The organism is Ensifer adhaerens (assembly GCF_013283195.1).
GTDB classification, from domain to species: Bacteria; Pseudomonadota; Alphaproteobacteria; order Rhizobiales; family Rhizobiaceae; genus Ensifer; species Ensifer adhaerens_G.
Window position 1 is genome coordinate 278,332 of sequence record NZ_JABEKT010000005.1, and the last position, 17,376, is coordinate 295,707.

9 protein-coding genes are annotated in these 17,376 nt (G+C 63.3%); 8 read left to right on the top strand and 1 reads right to left on the bottom strand.

Going from position 1 to position 17,376, the window contains the following annotated elements; translation table 11 throughout:
• Positions 1-71: 71 nt before the first annotated feature.
• The gene (locus tag LPJGGPFB_RS30595; protein WP_173423669.1) at positions 72-1,829 is read left to right on the top strand and encodes a GGDEF domain-containing protein; all 1,758 of its coding nucleotides are present in this window, start codon (positions 72-74) and stop codon (positions 1,827-1,829) included.
• A gap of 21 nt (positions 1,830-1,850) precedes the next feature.
• Here LPJGGPFB_RS30595 and LPJGGPFB_RS30600 read toward each other — a convergent pair whose 3' ends face one another.
• Positions 1,851-2,759, bottom strand: coding sequence for a LysR family transcriptional regulator (locus tag LPJGGPFB_RS30600; RefSeq protein ID WP_173423670.1), 909 nt, complete (start codon positions 2,757-2,759; stop codon positions 1,851-1,853).
• Positions 2,760-2,869: 110 nt separating this feature from the next.
• On the opposite strand from LPJGGPFB_RS30600, the gene LPJGGPFB_RS30605 reads away from it, so the two are divergent.
• From LPJGGPFB_RS30605 to glgB, 7 genes are all read left to right on the top strand, one after another.
• Positions 2,870-3,904 carry an aldo/keto reductase gene (locus LPJGGPFB_RS30605; RefSeq protein ID WP_173423812.1) on the top strand — a complete coding sequence of 345 codons (1,035 nt, stop codon included), beginning with the start codon at positions 2,870-2,872 and terminating at the stop codon, positions 3,902-3,904.
• A 402-nt stretch (positions 3,905-4,306) separates the two neighbouring features.
• Positions 4,307-7,633 carry a transglutaminase family protein gene (locus LPJGGPFB_RS30610; protein ID WP_173423671.1) on the top strand — a complete coding sequence of 1,109 codons (3,327 nt, stop codon included), beginning with the start codon at positions 4,307-4,309 and terminating at the stop codon, positions 7,631-7,633.
• Positions 7,634-10,042, top strand: a complete 2,409-nt coding sequence (locus LPJGGPFB_RS30615; protein ID WP_173423672.1) for a circularly permuted type 2 ATP-grasp protein — start codon at positions 7,634-7,636, stop codon at positions 10,040-10,042. It begins immediately after the preceding gene.
• A 16-nt stretch (positions 10,043-10,058) separates the two neighbouring features.
• Positions 10,059-10,937, top strand: a complete 879-nt coding sequence (locus LPJGGPFB_RS30620; RefSeq protein WP_173423673.1) for a transglutaminase family protein — start codon at positions 10,059-10,061, stop codon at positions 10,935-10,937.
• Between the two features lie 176 nt (positions 10,938-11,113).
• A complete protein-coding gene (locus LPJGGPFB_RS30625) occupies positions 11,114-12,364 on the top strand; it encodes a TadE/TadG family type IV pilus assembly protein (protein WP_234903151.1) in 1,251 nt (416 codons plus the stop codon).
• 225 nt (positions 12,365-12,589) lie between these two features.
• Entirely contained in the window at positions 12,590-15,055 is a 2,466-nt protein-coding gene (locus LPJGGPFB_RS30630) for a glycogen/starch/alpha-glucan phosphorylase (RefSeq protein ID WP_412728400.1), read from the top strand.
• Positions 15,052-17,262 carry a 1,4-alpha-glucan branching protein GlgB gene (gene glgB, locus LPJGGPFB_RS30635; RefSeq protein ID WP_173423674.1) on the top strand — a complete coding sequence of 737 codons (2,211 nt, stop codon included), beginning with the start codon at positions 15,052-15,054 and terminating at the stop codon, positions 17,260-17,262. Before LPJGGPFB_RS30630 ends, glgB begins: the two co-directional genes overlap by 4 nt.
• Positions 17,263-17,376: the final 114 nt, after the last annotated feature.

Genomic DNA, 17,376 nt, shown 5'->3' on the forward strand with positions numbered 1-17,376 from the left:
TTCTCCGCGGCAAGGAATTGTCGCGACCTCCGGTACGATAGCCGGTGCATTGGTGGACCAACTTCGCGCAAATGACCAATCACACCGACAATGAGCTAGAGGGCCGCAAGAGCGTTGGCGACATTCGCTCGGCCAAGCTGCTTCGCCGCAAACTGCAGTGGCTGATTGGTATCGTGGTGGCCTGCACGGGTGTGCTGGCAACCGAGATCATTGCCGCATCCTATTCCGACTTCGTCATCGCCCGACGCAACCTTGTGGAAGTCATGGCGTTCTGCCGTGTTCTCGACACGGCGACCTATCTGTCGGCCGAGCGCGGACCGTCGAACGGGGTCATGGGCATCGGCGTCGCCACTGGCCCGGTTCAGGCACGCCTTGCCGAGTTCAGGTCGCGCAGCGACGCGGCCCTCTCCGAGATCATGGCCGGCGCGACCGATGGCAGCCGGTCGGAGCCGGCAGCGGCACTCTCCCCCATCCTGGCGGAAGTCCAGCGCCGCCTTGTCATCGCCCGCGCCGAAATCGACCGTATCGCCGCCCTGCCGCCGGAACGCCGCGACCTCAAGGAAATCCAACTGGCGATCGAGGGCATGTTCGCGGTGATCGACGCGATGCGCCCCGCCTTCGACTGGAACATCCAGCGTCTGACCAACACCGATCCCGATCTGGCGGGCATCGCCATCGCCGCCCATATGCTGGCCAATCTACGCGAGGACGGGGGCCGCCTTGCCTCCCAGCTCATGGCTCCGGTGGCGGTCGGAAAGCCGCTGGAAGCCAAGAACATCGCCGACAGCGAGCGAACCCGCGGCCGCCTGCAGGAAATCTGGTCTGTCGTCGGCAAGCCGGGTGCGCTGCCTGGGCTGAAGCCGAAGAACATCGCCGATATCGCCGCGATCGAACACCAGTTCTTCGGCGAAGGGTTTGCGATCATCGACAGTGTCGTGTCGGTCGGCCGGCATACCGGGCACTACCCGATGACGGCAGAGCAGTTCACCGACCGATACGTTCCTAAAATGAAGCCGCTCGAAATCCTTCGCCGCGACTTCATGGATGCAACGGTAGAGCGGCTCGCCAGCAGCAAGACGCAGGCCTCGATAAAGCTGACGATCGCCAGCACGGCAACCTTCGCCTTGTTCATCGTCCTTCTCATCCTCATGCGTCGCGCACGATCGCTGGTGTTCGAGCCGCTGCTGCTCGCGCGCCACAGCATCATCGAACTTGCCAACGACCGCCCGATCGCCCGATTGAGCGGCAGGGGTGGCGAAGGCGAAATGGGGCGGCTCTTCGACGCGATCGACGTGCTGCGCGTGAGGCTCGACGAGCGCACGCTCCTGATGAAGCATCTCGAACGACAGGCCGAAACCGATGAATTGACGGGCCTGCTCAACCGTCGCGCGCTGGAACTCATCGGCGGCGCCGAGGACGCGGCAGGCAGCGACAAGAACGCCTGTCTCATCCTCATGGATATCGACCACTTCAAGCAGATCAACGACACGCACGGCCATCTCGTCGGCGATATCGTCTTGAAGGAGACCGCCCGCATCATTCGCTATTCCGTGCGCTCGTCTGATCTGGTGGCGCGTTTTGGCGGCGAGGAGTTTGCCGTCATCACCCCTGGCGACGATCTCGAGGCAGCCCGTGCCCTTGCCGAGCGCATCCGGTCGAACCTGGCGCGCGCGCCGATCACCCTTGCCGATGGCCGGGAACTGAACGTCACCGCAAGCTTCGGCGTTGCAGGCGCCGACGCCAATCCGGGCTGGAAAGGCCTGATCGAAAGCGCCGACACCGAACTCTACCGCGCCAAATCCGCAGGTCGCAATCGCGTTTGCGGCTAGCCCTGGACTCCCGCCTCGTCATCAGTCGGAAAGCCGTGCCCGCCCCGCCAGAAAGTCGAGCATCACCCTGACGCGCGATGGCAGCGCGCCACCCTGGCCTTGAAACACCGCATGGAAGGTTTCTCGATCCCCCGGATTGAGATGTTCGACAAGCGGCACCAGCCGGCCGGCATCGATGTCGTCGCGAACCGTAAAGGTCGCCATCCTTGCCAGTCCGACGCCAGCAAGCACCAGGCGGCGCAATCCTTCCCCGTCACTGACGCGCACCTTTTCACTCGGCGGCAGCAAAATCGTTTCACCATTGGACAAGAGCGGCCACCCGTCGACGGCCCTGGCGTAGCTGAGGCTCAGGCGATTGTGCGCCGTCAGCTCGTCAAGGCTACCGGGTTCGCCGCAACGCGCCAGGTAGGATGGCGCGCCGACGATGGTCATCGACGTGCTGCCGAGCTTGCGCGCAATCAGCCTGGAAGCCTTCAGCGGCCCCGCACGGATCGCGATGTCGACGCGCTCCGCCATCAGGTCGACGACGGCGTCGGTCTGGATGATATCGATGGAAAGATCCGGGTATGCGCTCAGCAATTCCGGCAGCAGCGGCATCAGCACATGGGTGGAAAAGGAAGCGCTGGCATTGATGCGCACACGCCCGGCCGGCACATCGCCTGCGGCCGCCTGTCTCTCCGCGTCATCGATATCGGCGAGAATGCGGGCCGCCCGCTCGTGAAAGGCACACCCCTCGGCCGTCAGCTGCAATTGCCGCGTCGAGCGGTTGATCAATCGGACGCCGAGCCGCTCTTCCAGCCGCTGCACCAGCTTGCTCACCGCCGACGGCGTCATGCAGCATTCGCGCGCCGCCGCCGAGAAACCGCCGAGTTCGACAGCCCTGACGAAGACAGCCATTTCGCCGGAGCGGTTGATCGCGTTTCGAGACATGTGACTTCAACTCACAAATGATGTTCCTGCAAATGGTCTACCTCTCAAATGACGCAGACACCACCTTCCTCTAGCCGACACAGGCATGACCGCAACGAGGAGTTCGAATGATGGAATACAGAAGGCTTGGATCATCAGGATTGAAGGTTCCGGCGCTCAGTTTCGGCGCCGGTACGTTCGGCGGCAAGGGCCCGCTCTTCAGCGCCTGGGGCAACAGCGACAATGCCGAGGCACGCCGTCTCGTCGACATCTGCATCGAGGCCGGCGTCAATCTGTTCGACACGGCCGATGTCTACTCCGACGGCGCCTCCGAAGAGGTGCTCGGCGCGGCCATCAAGGGACGGCGCAACGACGTGCTGATATCAACCAAGATGTCCTTGCCAATGGGTGATGGCCCGAACGACGCCGGCTCTTCGCGTTCCCGGTTGATCAAGGGCGTCGACGATGCCCTGCGCCGCCTCGGCACCGACCATATCGACCTCATGCAGCTGCACGCCTTCGATGCCGGCACGCCGGTCGAGGAGGTGCTTTCGACACTCGATACCTTGGTGCGCGCCGGCAAACTGCGCTATGTCGGGGTTTCCAATTTCGCCGGCTGGCAGCTGATGAAGTCGCTCGCCGCGGCGGAAAAACACGGCTACCCGCGCTACGTCGCCCATCAGGTCTACTATTCGCTGGTCGGGCGCGATTATGAATGGGAACTGATGCCGCTTGGGCTCGATCAGGGTGTCGGCGCGCTCGTCTGGAGCCCGCTCGGCTGGGGCCGCCTCACCGGCAAGATCCGGCGCGGCCAGCCCTGGCCGGAAGGAAGCCGCCTGCACGATACGGCCTCGTTTGGTCCGCCAGTCGATGACGACACGCTCTACGAAATCGTCGATGTGCTCGACGAACTGGCCGGCGAGACCGGCAGGACCATTCCGCAGATCGCCATCAACTGGCTGCTGCAGCGCCCGACGGTATCGAGCGTCATCATCGGCGCCCGCAACGAAGAGCAACTGCGCCAGAACCTGGGCGCTGTCGGCTGGTCGCTGACGGCAGAGCAGATCGGCCGGCTGGACAAGGCCAGCGGCAAGACACCCGCATACCCCCATTTCCCCTACCACCTGCAGGAAGGCTTTGCCCGCCTGAACCCGCCGGCGGTTTGATCTACCGGCCCTGACGACAGACGCGCCGGAGAAATCCGGCGCCGTCTTTCGCGCTTGCTTTCTCTCTTCGCATTGCACAAACTTCCCGGAAATGGCGCGCAATACCAACCTGCGCCGATATTGACCTCTTGCGCCGGAGCGATTTTGGTTTTCGGCAAGGAGAGAACCGGAAGCGGACCCAAGCGGTCCGGTGAGGATTGTCGACGCTGTCCGGGGGCCAAAAGCGCCCGGCCCTTCGGGTGGGCCGTCTGTCGGCCACCGGCAGCGTCGCAATCCTCGACCGATGCCAATGCATCGCTCTGCGGTATGCTCCTTGCCGGCTGACCGCAGACGGTCCCACGCAAGAGGTCAATATCGGCGCAGGTTGGTATCAGACCTGCCATCAAGGGGATAAAATCCGGTATGTCGATCAAGGCCAGTATCTACCACCTGACCCACTATACCTATGACCGCCCGATCCGGCTCTCACCGCAGATCATAAGATTGAAACCGGCGGCCCATTCCAAGACCAAGGTCATCAGTCACTCGCTGAAGGTTTCTCCGGCCAATCACTTCGTCAATCTCCAGCAGGATCCCTACGGCAACTACCTCGCCCGTTATGTTTTCCCAGAGCCGGTCACGGAGCTGAAGATCGAAGTCGATCTGGTCGCCGACATGACCGTCTACAACCCCTTCGACTTCTTCATCGAGGAAGAATCCGAACACTGGCCCTTTGCCTATCCTGATGACCTGATCGACGACCTGAAGATCTACATGACACCGGAACCGATGGGCCCGGCGCTGTCCTCGTTCATGGCGTTGGTCGATCGCTCGAGGCAGCGCACCATCGATATGGTCGTCGGCCTCAATGCCCGGCTCCAGCAGGAAGTCGGCTATGTCATCCGCATGGAGCCCGGCGTCCAGCTGCCCGAGGAGACGCTCACCTCGGCCAGGGGATCGTGCCGCGATTCGAGCTGGTTGTTGGTCCAGATCCTGCGCAATCTGGGTTATGCCGCCCGCTTCGTCTCGGGCTACCTCATTCAGCTGGCGCCCGACCTCAAGGCGCTCGACGGTCCCTCCGGCACCGAACACGATTTCACCGATCTGCACGCCTGGGCCGAGGTCTACCTGCCGGGCGCCGGCTGGGTCGGCCTTGACCCGACCTCCGGCCTTCTGACCGGCGAAAGCCACATTCCGCTTGCCGCAACGCCGCATTACCGCAATGCCGCCCCGATTTCCGGCGGCTTCTTCGGCGATCCCGAGACCCGCACCGACTTCGCCTTCGACATGAAGGTCTCGCGCGTCGCCGAACATCCGCGCATCACCAAGCCGTTCTCCGACGAAAGCTGGCAGGCGCTGAACGCGCTGGGCGAGCATGTCGACCAAGTGCTGTCCGACAATGATGTGCGCCTGACCATGGGCGGCGAGCCAACTTTCGTGTCGATCGATGACTTTGAGGCCGAGGAGTGGAACACCGAGGCCGTCGGGCCGACCAAGCGCGAGAAGGCGGATATCCTCATCCGCCGGCTGCGCGAACGTTTCGCCCCCGGCGGTTTCCTGCATTACGGCCAGGGCAAGTGGTATCCGGGCGAAAGCCTGCCGCGATGGACCTTCTCGCTCTACTGGCGCAAGGACGGCGTGCCGATCTGGCGTCAACCCGATCTCATCGCCGAGGAGAACGGGCGACACGATGTGACGGCAGAGGATGCAGAACGTCTGCTCCATGTGGTGGCAACTGAATTGAACGTGCCCGCCGAGATGGTCGTGCCGGCCTTCGAGGATCCGGCCGACTGGCTGCTCAAGGAGGCGAACCTTCCCGACAATGTCGATCCGGCCAATTCCAAGCTGAAGGACCCCGAGGAGCGCAGCCGCATGGCCCGCGTGTTCGAGCGCGGCCTGACTGCACCGACCGGCTACGTTCTGCCGGTGCAGGCCTGGAATGCGCGCGCAACCGGCGTGCGCTGGATGAGCGAGAAGTGGCAGACGCGCCGCGGCCGCATCTTCCTCGTGCCCGGAGACAGCCCCGTCGGTTACCGCCTGCCGCTCGGCGCCCTGCCCTATGTCGCGCCGTCGGCCTATCCCTATATCCATCCTGTTGATCCGACCGTTCCGCGCGACGACCTGCCGGATTTCGCCGAAACCAGCGCGCGCCCGCAGCATTCGCGCTTCCAGGCGTCGGAAACGCCGGAAACACCACAGGCCGCGCCACGCGACGAGATCGCCGGGCTGGTGCGTACGGCCATCAGCGTCGAGCCGCGCGACGGCAGGCTCTGCGTCTTCATGCCGCCGACGACCAGTATCGAGGAATATCTCGACCTGATCGCCTCGACCGAACGCGCGGCCGCAGCCCTCGGCCTGCCGCTTCACATCGAAGGCTACGCGCCGCCGCACGACGAACGCATCAACGTCATCCGCGTCGCGCCCGACCCCGGCGTCATCGAGGTCAACATCCATCCGGCCGCGAGCTGGCAGGAGTGCGTCGACATCACCACGGCCGTTTATGAGGAGGCCCGCCAAAGCCGGCTCGGCGCCGACAAGTTCATGATCGACGGTCGACACACCGGCACCGGTGGCGGCAATCACGTCGTGGTCGGCGGCGCCAACCCCAATGATAGCCCGTTCCTGCGCCGACCGGACCTGTTGAAAAGCATCGTGCTCTATTGGCAGCGCCACCCTTCACTCTCCTACCTGTTTTCCGGCATGTTCATAGGCCCGACGAGCCAGGCGCCGCGCATCGACGAGGCCCGCCACGATCAGCTCTACGAGCTGGAGATTGCGCTGGCGCAGGTGCCGCTGCCGGGGTCCGCAGCGCCGCCGCCTTTGCCCTGGCTGGTCGACCGGCTGTTCCGCAACCTGCTCGTCGACGTCACCGGCAACACCCATCGCGCCGAAATCTGCATCGACAAGCTGTTTTCGCCGGATGGCCCGACCGGCCGGCTCGGCCTCGTCGAATTCCGCGGCTTCGAAATGCCGCCCAATGCCCGCATGTCGCTGGCCCAGCAATTGCTGGTGCGCGCGCTCATCGCCCGCTTCTGGAAGCACCCGCTCGACGGCCGCTTCGTGCGCTGGGGCACTGCCCTACATGACCGTTTCATGTTGCCGCATCATGTCTGGCAGGATTTCCTCGAAGTGCTTGCCGACCTGCGTGCCCACGGCTTCGATCTTCGGCCGGAATGGTTCGAAGCCCAGCTCGAATTCCGCTTTCCCTTCTGCGGCGAGGTCGAATACGAGGGCGGCAAGCTCGAAATCCGCCAGGCGCTGGAGCCCTGGCATGTCATGGGCGAACAGGGAGCGATCGGCGGCACCGTGCGTTATGTCGACAGCTCCGTCGAGCGGCTGCAGGTCAGGCTCGATACGCCCAATCCCGAGCGCTACACGGTGACCTGCAATGGTCGTCCCGTGCCTCTTGCCAAGGCCGGCGCCTACGGCAGCGCGGTTGCCGGCGTCCGCTACAAGGCCTGGCAACCGGCCGCCGGTCTTCACCCGGTTTTGCCCGTCAACACTCCCCTTACATTCGATATCTATGATACATGGTCGAATCGGGCGATTGGGGGATGCGTCTACCACGTCGCCCATCCGGGCGGGCGCAGTTACGAGACATTTCCGGTCAACGGCAACGAGGCAGAGGCGCGGCGACTGGCGCGGTTCGAGCCATGGGGCCACACCCCGGGAGGCTACCTGCTTCATCCGGAAAGCCCGTCGATGGAATTTCCGATGACGCTTGATCTCAGGCGTCCGCCAGGAGCGTAAATGGCGAAGAAGCAGACAGCAGCGGCAGACCGGCTGGGCATCGATGACGATCCGGTCTTCGGCTACCGTGCCCTTCCCGGCATTGCCGACGAGATGCTCGACGCGCAAGGCAATGTGCGGCCCGTCTGGCAACGGCTGCTTTCGACGCTTGGCCGCCTCGATGAAACCGACCTTGCCAACCGCTTCGCGCGCGCTGACCGATACCTGCGCGACGCCGGCGTCTTCTACCGGGTCTATGGCGGCAAGGACAGCTCGGAGAGAAGCTGGCCGCTGTCGCATATCCCGGTCCTGATCGACGAGAATGAGTGGGCGACGGTGTCGCAGGGCCTGATCCAGCGCGCCGAGCTTCTGGAGAAGGTGGTTGCAGACATCTACGGCGAAAACCGGCTGGTGCGCGAGGGCCTGTTGCCGCCGGCGCTGGTCGCCTCCAACCCCGATTTTCTCCGGCCGCTGGTCGGCGTCAAGCCGGCCGATGGGCACTTCCTGCAGTTCATCTCCTTCGAGATCGGCCGCGGACCCGATGGCAACTGGTGGGTGCTTTCGGACCGCACGGAGGCGCCGTCCGGCGCCGGCTTCGCGCTCGAAAACCGCGTCGCCACCACCCGGGCCTTCTCCAATCTCTACGCCGAAACCCATGTGCATCGTCTTGCCGGCTTCTTCGGCGCCTTCCGCGACACGCTGCAGGCGCGCAAGCTGCATCCGGACGATCGCATCGCCGTGCTTTCGCCGGGGATCGCCAACGAGACCTATTTCGAACATGCCTATATCGCCCGCTATCTCGGCTTCATGCTCTTGGAAGGCGAAGACCTGACGGTTATCGGCGGACGGGTGATGGTGCGCACGGTCGCGGGCCTCAAACCCGTGGGCGTGCTCTGGCGGCGCCTCGACGCCGCCTTTGCCGATCCGCTGGAGTTGAACCAGTCCTCGCATATCGGAACGCCCGGTATCGTCGAGGCCCTGAGGGCCGGATCCGTTGCGATCGTCAACGCGCTCGGCTCCGGCATCGTCGAGACCCGCGCCTTCCTCGCCTTCCTGCCGGCGATCTGCCGGCATCTGCTTGGCGAGGACCAGAAGCTGCCGTCGATCGCCACCTGGTGGTGCGGCCAGACATCCGAAAGGGCAGAGGTCGCCGCCAATATCGAGCGCATGGTCATCGGCCCGGCCTATGCCACGCGCCCCTTCTTCGATGACAATGGCCAGTCGGTGCTCGGCGCATCGCTGGCGGAAAAGGACGCGGCTTCGATCGCAGGCTGGCTCGATGCGGAGGGCGGAAAACTTGTTGGCCAGGAGGCCGTGACGCTTTCGACCACGCCCGCCTGGGTGCGTGGCCGCCTGACGCCGCGCCCGATGAGCCTGCGCGTCTTTGCCGCCCGCACCCGCGACGGCTGGCAGATCATGCCCGGCGGCTTTGCCCGCATCGGTTCCGGCGACGACGTTGCCGCCATCGCCATGCAGGCCGGCGGCACGGCAGCCGACGTCTGGATCGTCAGCGACCGGCCGGTCGAGCGCACCACGCTTCTGCCGGCCGAAGAAAGCTTCACCCGCAACATGCCGGGAAGCCTGCCGAGCCGGGCCGCCGACAATCTGTTCTGGCTCGGCCGCTACATCGAGCGGGCCGAAGGGGCGTTGCGCATCTTGCGCGCCTGGCACGGCCGCTTTGCCGAGACCGCCGACCCGAGCCTGCCGCTGCTGCAGGACGTCACCGACTACCTGGCGGCCCTCGACATCGATACCCGCCAGGCCGTGCCCGACAGCCTGCTTGCCAATATCTCCAGCGCGCTCTTCAGCGCCGGCAATATCCGCGATCGTTTCTCGCCGGATGGATGGCTGGCGCTCAACGACCTGTCGCAGACGGCGCGCAAGTTCCATGCGACCGTACAGTCGGGTGACGATGCCACCCGCGCCATGACCGTGCTGTTGCGCAAGCTTGCGGGCTTTGCCGGCCTCGTGCACGAAAACATGTACCGCTTCACCGGCTGGCGCTTCCTGTCGATCGGCCGCTATATCGAGCGCGGCCTGCACATGACGCGGCTGCTTGGCCATATGTCGGGTCCCGACGCGCCCGATGGGGCCTACGACATGCTGCTCGAAATCGGCGATAGCGTCATGACCCACCGCCGGCGCTACAATGTCAACACGGCAGCCCTCACCGTGACCGACCTTCTGGCGCTCGATCCGCTCAACCCGCGCTCGGTGCTCTACCAGCTGAACGAGATCAAGACCGAGGTCGAGCTTCTGCCGAACGCCTATGTCAACGGCCAGATGTCGCCTTTCTATCGCGAGGCGATGCGCCTGCATTCCGGCCTTGCGGTCATGACGCCGGAGGCAATGAACCTTGGCGTCTACAACAGGCTGGAGCGGGATCTGGAAGAGCTCTCCAACATTCTCGCCCACACCTATCTCGGCTGACCGGCAGGACGCGCCCATGCTCTACGACATCAGCCTGAAGATCACCTACGGCTACGAAGTGCCCGTATCCGGCGGGCGCCATCTGGTACGCGTGCTGCCCGCGACGCTGCCCGGCCGGCAGCGGCTCGTCGTCGGCTCGCTCAGCTGCCACCCGATGCCGGCGGAACGCTCCGAAAGCGTCGACTTTTTCGCCAACCCCTTCACCGCCATCCTGTTTCGCGCCTCCCATGACGACCTCGTGATCCGCATGCAGGCGCGCGTGCAGGTGGAGCCGCTGCCGCTGACGGCGGACTTTTCAGCCGACCTGTCCCGTCTGCCGACGGAGCTGGCCGCCTGCTGGTCGGTCGACCCGGACGCGCCGCATCATTTCGTCGGCCCGAGCCCGCTGCTGGCAGAGGTGCCGGAAATCGCCGACTATGCCCGGGCCGTTGTCACCCCCGGCATGACCATACGCCAGATCGCGACAGCGATCTGCGCCCGCATCCACCGGGACTTCGTCTACGATGCCGAAGCAACGACGGTGAATACGACGGCGGCCGAAGCCTTCGCACTCAAGCGCGGCGTCTGCCAGGATTTCACCCATGTGATGATTGTGGCGCTGCGAAGCCTCGGCGTTCCCGCCGGTTATGTTAGTGGATTCTTAAGAACGATCCCGCCAGCCGGCAAGGAGCGCCTGGAAGGGGCCGACGCCATGCATGCCTGGGTTCGCATATGGTGCGGCACCACCTCTGGTTGGCTCGAACTCGATCCTACCAACAATATTCCCGCCGGAACCGACCATATCGTTGTCGGCCATGGCCGCGACTATGGCGACGTCGCACCCGTCATCGGCGTCTTGAAGAGCTATGGCGGACAGAAGACCGAACAGGCCGTTGACGTCATTCCGGTCAACTGACCCGTTTCGAGACATCGCATTCCCGTTTTCAAACACCGAGGTGCCGCCGGAACCTGCTGTAAGCACTGGATTTCCAGCATTCCGCTAAAATTGAATCTATCGTCTGAACGATATCGTAAGTCATCGCCGCTAATGTTGCCCTCAAGCTTGCAACGTGTTCCTTGGGGTGTGCAGAGATGGGAAAACGATCCACGATCAACCGGTCCTTCATGGCTATGCTGAAGGACCGTGGCGGCAATTTCGGCATAATGGCAGCCTTGGTAATGCCATTGATCCTTGCCGCCGGTGGCGTCGCCATTGACATGGCCAAGATGGTAACCACCAAAAACCAGATGCAGGATGCGGCCGACGCGGCGGCACTCGCGGCGGCCTCCGCCCTGGTATCGAAGGAAAAGCCCGATATCGCCAAGGCCAAGGAAATTGCGACAAACTTCCTGAAGGCGCAAACCGCCGGCAATGTCGTCGACGTTCCGGACAGCGGCAATGGCGCGTCCGGCAGCGGCTCTCTCGCATCGGCCAAATCGGCACCGCCTGAAGTGCTGGAGGTCAACTCTTCGACGGTCGACATTCTTGAGACCGCCAACGGCGCGACCGGCAAGGCCTTCAAGGTGACGGTCGCCAACAAGAAGACGATTCAGTTCAACGCGATGACACGCCTCCTTGGGCAGGATTCGATACTGCTCGAGACCCGGGCCACGGCGGAAAGCGCCACCGAAACCAAGAACGCGCTGTCGATGTATCTCGTCCTCGACCGTTCCGGCTCCATGGCCTGGAAGACCAACACGAAAAACCCGGCCAAGACGTCATGCCCGAACTATACGGAATCGAACTGGGGCAAGTATCCCAATCTGGCAGCCACGAGCCCCTGCTACATTACCAAGGTCGATGCCCTCAAGACGGCCGTGAAGGATTTGCTGGCGCAGCTGAAGACCGCCGACCCGAAGGACCTTTACGTCCGCACGGCGGCCGTTTCCTACAACTCGGCGCAGGATACGGCCGGCAATCTCGATTGGGGCACAACAGGGACCGCGACCTATGTCAACGCGCTGGTTGCAACCGGCGGCACGGCATCGGGCAATGCCTTCAAGACGGCCTACAACAAGGTGATGGCGACGACTGAAAATACCGCGCACAAGGCCAAGAACGGCCAGGTTGCGACGAAATACATCGTCTTCATGACCGACGGCGACAACAACAACACCAGCGACGATACCCTGACGCTGCAATGGTGCGATACGGCACGCAAGAACAACGTTCAGGTCTATACCGTCGCCTTCATGGCACCCGATCGCGGCAAGAACCTGCTCAAGTCCTGCGCGACCACAACCGCCAACTATTTCCAGGCGGAAGAAGCTGCCGATCTGATCGCAGCCTTCAAGGCGATCGGCGAGAAGGCGTCGGCCATGGCGACCCGCCTGACCAAGTAAACAAACAAAAGCGCGCATCCCTATGCCGCCCGGTCCAGCCGGGCGGCATTTTTCGTTCGCGCGACCGTCAAAGCGTCAGTGCATCACCGCGCATCCCTTCTATTCAGGCAATTCTAATCCTTTTAAAAACAGCTGTTGCAAGCGCTTCGGATCGATGCATAAATTGCCCATCCCCGGTCGGTTCCGGCCTGCGACCTCCCAACGCAACAGGGTAAGACAGTTCTGATGATGAACAAGATTTCCGCCAACGAACTGCCGCAGCCCGCACTTCGTTCCTCCGAACCCGATCAGCTTGCAGTCGAAATTCTCGAACGCTTGAAGTACCGCATCGGCAAGGATCCGAAGGTCGCCAAGCCGCATGACTGGCTGACGGCGGCCATCCTCGTGGTGCGCGACCGCATCACCGACAAATGGATGGATTCGACCCGCCAGACCTACGCGACCGGTGCCAAGCGCGTTTATTACCTCTCGCTCGAGTTCCTCATCGGCCGGCTGATGCGCGACGCCATGACCAATATCGGCCTGATGGAGGAGATGCGTGATGCGCTCGCTTCGCTCGGGGTCGATATCGACGTCATCGCATTGCTGGAACCCGACGCAGCGCTCGGCAATGGTGGTCTCGGCCGTCTTGCTGCCTGCTTCATGGAATCGATGGCGACCGTCGACGTTCCGGCCTACGGCTACGGCATCCGCTACATGCACGGCCTGTTCCGCCAGCAGATGGCCGATGGCTGGCAGGTGGAACTGCCCGAAACCTGGCTTGCCCACGGCAACCCATGGGAGTTCGAGCGGCGCGAAAGCTCCTATGAAATCGGTTTCGGCGGCATCGTCGAGACCGCCAATGTCGACGAGGAAATCCAGCGCTTCGTCTGGAAGCCGGCCGAGCGCGTGATCGCCACCGCCTTCGATACCCCGGCGGTCGGCTGGCGGGCCAAGCGCGTCAACACGCTCCGGCTCTGGACGGCACAGCCGATCGATCCGATCCTGCTCGATGCCTTCAACGCCGGCGACCATATCGGCGCGCTGCGCGAAAGCAACAAGGCCGAAAGCCTGACCCGAGTGCTCTACCCCGCCGACGCGACGCCGGCCGGCCAGGAGCTTCGGCTGCGCCAGGAGTATTTCTTCTCGTCCGCGTCTCTGCAGGACATCCTGCGCCGCCACCTGCAGCAATATCCCGATTTCACGTCCCTGCCCGATGCGGTCGCGATCCAGCTCAACGATACGCACCCGGCGGTCTCGGTCGCCGAACTCGTCCGGCTGCTGACCGACCTGCACGGCCTGGACTTCGAACAGGCCTGGGACATCACCCGCCGGACCATTTCCTACACCAACCACACGCTTTTGCCCGAAGCGCTCGAGAGCTGGCCCGTGCCGCTGTTCGAGCGGCTGCTGCCGCGCCACATGCAGATCGTTTATGCGATCAACGCCAAGATCCTGATCGAGGCGCGCAAGCAGAAGGGCGCCACCGACCAGGAAATCCGCAACATTTCCTTGATCGACGAAAGCGGCGATCGCCGCGTGCGCATGGGCAACCTTGCCTTTGTCGGCTCGCACTCGATCAACGGCGTCTCGGCGCTGCACACCGAACTGATGAAGGAAACGGTGTTTGCCGACCTGCACCGGCTCTACCCGGACCGCATCAACAACAAGACCAACGGCATCACCCCGCGCCGCTGGCTGATGCAGTGCAATCCCGGCCTGTTCACCCTGATCCGCGAGGCGATCGGCGATGAATTCATGGACAATACCGAGGCGCTGCAGGCCCTCGATGCCTTCGCCGACAAGCCGGATTTCCAGGAGCATTTCGCCGCCGTCAAGCGCGCCAACAAGGTCAAGCTCGCTCAGCTCGTCCAGGGGCGCCTCGGCATCAAGCTCGACCCATCGGCAATGTTCGACATCCAGATCAAGCGCATCCACGAGTACAAGCGCCAGCTCCTCAACATCATCGAGGCGGTGGCGCTCTACGACCAGATCCGCTCGCATCCCGAGCTCGACTGGGTGCCGCGCGTCAAGCTGTTTGCCGGCAAGGCGGCGCCGAGCTATCACAACGCCAAGCTGATCATCAAACTGGCCAACGACGTTGCCCGTGTCGTCAACAACGATCCAGCCGTCCGCGGTCTCCTGAAGATCGTCTTCGTGCCCAACTACAACGTCTCGCTGGCCGAAATCATCGTGCCGGCCGCCGACCTGTCCGAGCAGATCTCGACCGCCGGCATGGAGGCATCTGGCACCGGCAACATGAAGTTCGCGCTGAACGGCGCACTGACGATCGGCACGCTCGACGGCGCCAATGTCGAGATGCGCGACTGGGTCGGCGAAGAGAACATCAAGATCTTCGGTCTGACCGCCGAGGAAGTCACCAACGCCCGTGCCGAGGGCCACAATCCCCGCGCCATCATCGAGGGCTCGCGCGAGCTGTCGCAGGCCTTGCAGGCAATCGCTTCGGGCGTGTTCTCGCCCGACGACCGCAACCGTTTCACCAGCCTCGTCGACGGCCTCTACAATCACGACTGGTTCATGGTGGCGGCCGACTTCGAAGCCTATGCCAAGGCGCAGCGTGAAATCGACCAGCTGTGGACGACGCCCTCGGCGTGGTATTCGCAAGCCGTGCGCAACACCGCGCGCATGGGCTGGTTCTCGTCCGATCGTACCATCCGGCAATATGCCGGAGAAATTTGGAGAGCCGGATGACCCCTTCGGCCGGCAAGGACCCGGAACCTGCAGCTTCAGCCCTGCTGTCAACGCCGGCCATTGCGGCCATTCTCACGGGCACGTACGACGATCCCTTTGCCGTTCTTGGCATTCATCCGGCGGGGAAAAACTACGTCGCCCGCTGCTTCATCCCGGATGCCGTCAGTGTCGTTGCTGAAACGCTGGCCGGCAAGGAACTCGGAGCCCTCGAGCGGCGCGACGACGCGGGCTTCTTCGAAGGGCCGGTCTCTCTGCGCAAGGTCCAGCCGGTGCGCTATCGCGCGCGCAACGATGGCGGCGAGTGGATCGTCGTCGATCCCTATTCTTTCGGTCCCGTGCTCGGGCCGATGGACGATTACTACATCCGCGAGGGCTCGCATCTCCGGCTGTTCGACAAGATGGGCGCCCATCCGATCGAGCATGAAGGCGCTCAAGGCTACCATTTCGCCGTCTGGGCCCCCAATGCCAAGCGCGTCTCGGTCGTCGGCCAGTTCAACGACTGGGACGGACGGCGCCATGTGATGCGGCTTCGCACCGACACCGGCATCTGGGAGATCTTCATCCCCGGCGTCGAGGCGGGTCTTGCCTACAAGTACGAAATTCTCGACCGTGAGGGCACGCTGCTGCCCTTGAAGGCGGACCCCTTCGCGCGCCGCTCCGAGCTTCGGCCCAACACCGCCTCGGTGACGACGCCCGAAATCGCGCAGGTCTGGGAAGACGAGGCGCATCGCGCCCATTGGGCATCGGCGGACGCCCGCCGCCAGCCGATCTCGATCTATGAGGTACATGCCGGCTCGTGGCAGCGCCGCGATAACGGCGACATGCTGTCTTGGGACGAGCTTGCCGACCGACTGATCCCCTACTGCGTCGACATGGGTTTCACCCATATCGAGTTCCTGCCGATCTCCGAATTCCCGTACGACCCCTCCTGGGGCTACCAGACAACAGGCCTCTATGCGCCGACGGCGCGCTTTGGCGAGCCGGAAGGGTTCGCGCGGTTCGTCAATGGCTGCCACAAGGTCGGCCTCGGCGTACTCCTCGATTGGGTGCCGGCGCATTTCCCGACTGATGAGCACGGCTTGCGCTGGTTTGACGGCACCGCGCTCTACGAACACGAAGATCCGCGCCAGGGTTTTCATCCTGACTGGAACACGGCGATCTACAATTTCGGTCGGCAGGAAGTGCTGTCGTTCCTCGTCAACAATGCGCTCTATTGGGCGGAAAAATTCCACGTAGACGGTCTGCGCGTCGATGCTGTCGCCTCGATGCTCTATCTCGATTACTCGCGCAAACACGGCGAATGGGTGCCGAACGAGTATGGCGGCAACGAGAACCTCGAGGCGGTCCGCTTCGTTCAGACGATGAACACCGAGATCTACGCCTCTCACAAGGGCATTCTGACGATTGCCGAGGAATCGACCTCCTGGCCCAAGGTATCGCACCCGGTCCATGCCGGGGGCTTGGGCTTCGGCTTCAAGTGGAACATGGGCTTCATGCATGACACGTTGCAATACATGTCGCGCGAGCCGATCCACCGTCGCCACCACCACAACGACCTGACGTTCGGCCTGCTTTATGCCTTCAGCGAAAACTTCGTGCTGCCGCTGTCCCACGACGAGGTCGTGCACGGCAAGGGCTCGCTGATCGCCAAGATGACCGGCGACGACTGGCAGAAATTCGCCAACCTGCGCGCCTACTACGCCTTCATGTGGGGCTATCCCGGCAAGAAGCTGCTGTTCATGGGCCAGGAATTTGCGCAGTGGCGCGAATGGTCGGAGGAGCGCGCGCTCGACTGGAACCTGCTCGAATATCACCTGCACGAAGGCATGCGACGGCTGGTGCGCGACCTCAACGGCACCTATCGCTCGAAGCCGGCGCTGCATGCCCGCGATTGCGAAGGCGACGGCTTCGAATGGCTGATCGCCGACGATCGCGACAATTCGGTCTTTGCCTGGCTACGCAAGGCGCCCGGCGAAAAGCTCGTCGCCGTCATTACCAATTTCACGCCCGTCTATCGGGAAAACTACACGATCCCGCTTCCGGTCGCGGGTCGCTGGAAGGAAATCCTGAACACCGACGCGGAAATCTATGGGGGGAGTGGCAAGGGCAACGGCGGCGCAGTTCAGGCACAGAAGGACAAGACAGGAGCGATAACAGCCACCATCACCTTGCCACCCTTGGCAACGCTGATGCTGGAACAGGATTAGAGCATTTTCAGGAAAAGTGCCTGGCGGCCTTCCTTCAGAAAATGCGTAAAAACAAAGCGATAGCGTGTTTCAGCCGAAGGAGTGAACCGAACGGCGGGAGCGCAAGAAGAAATT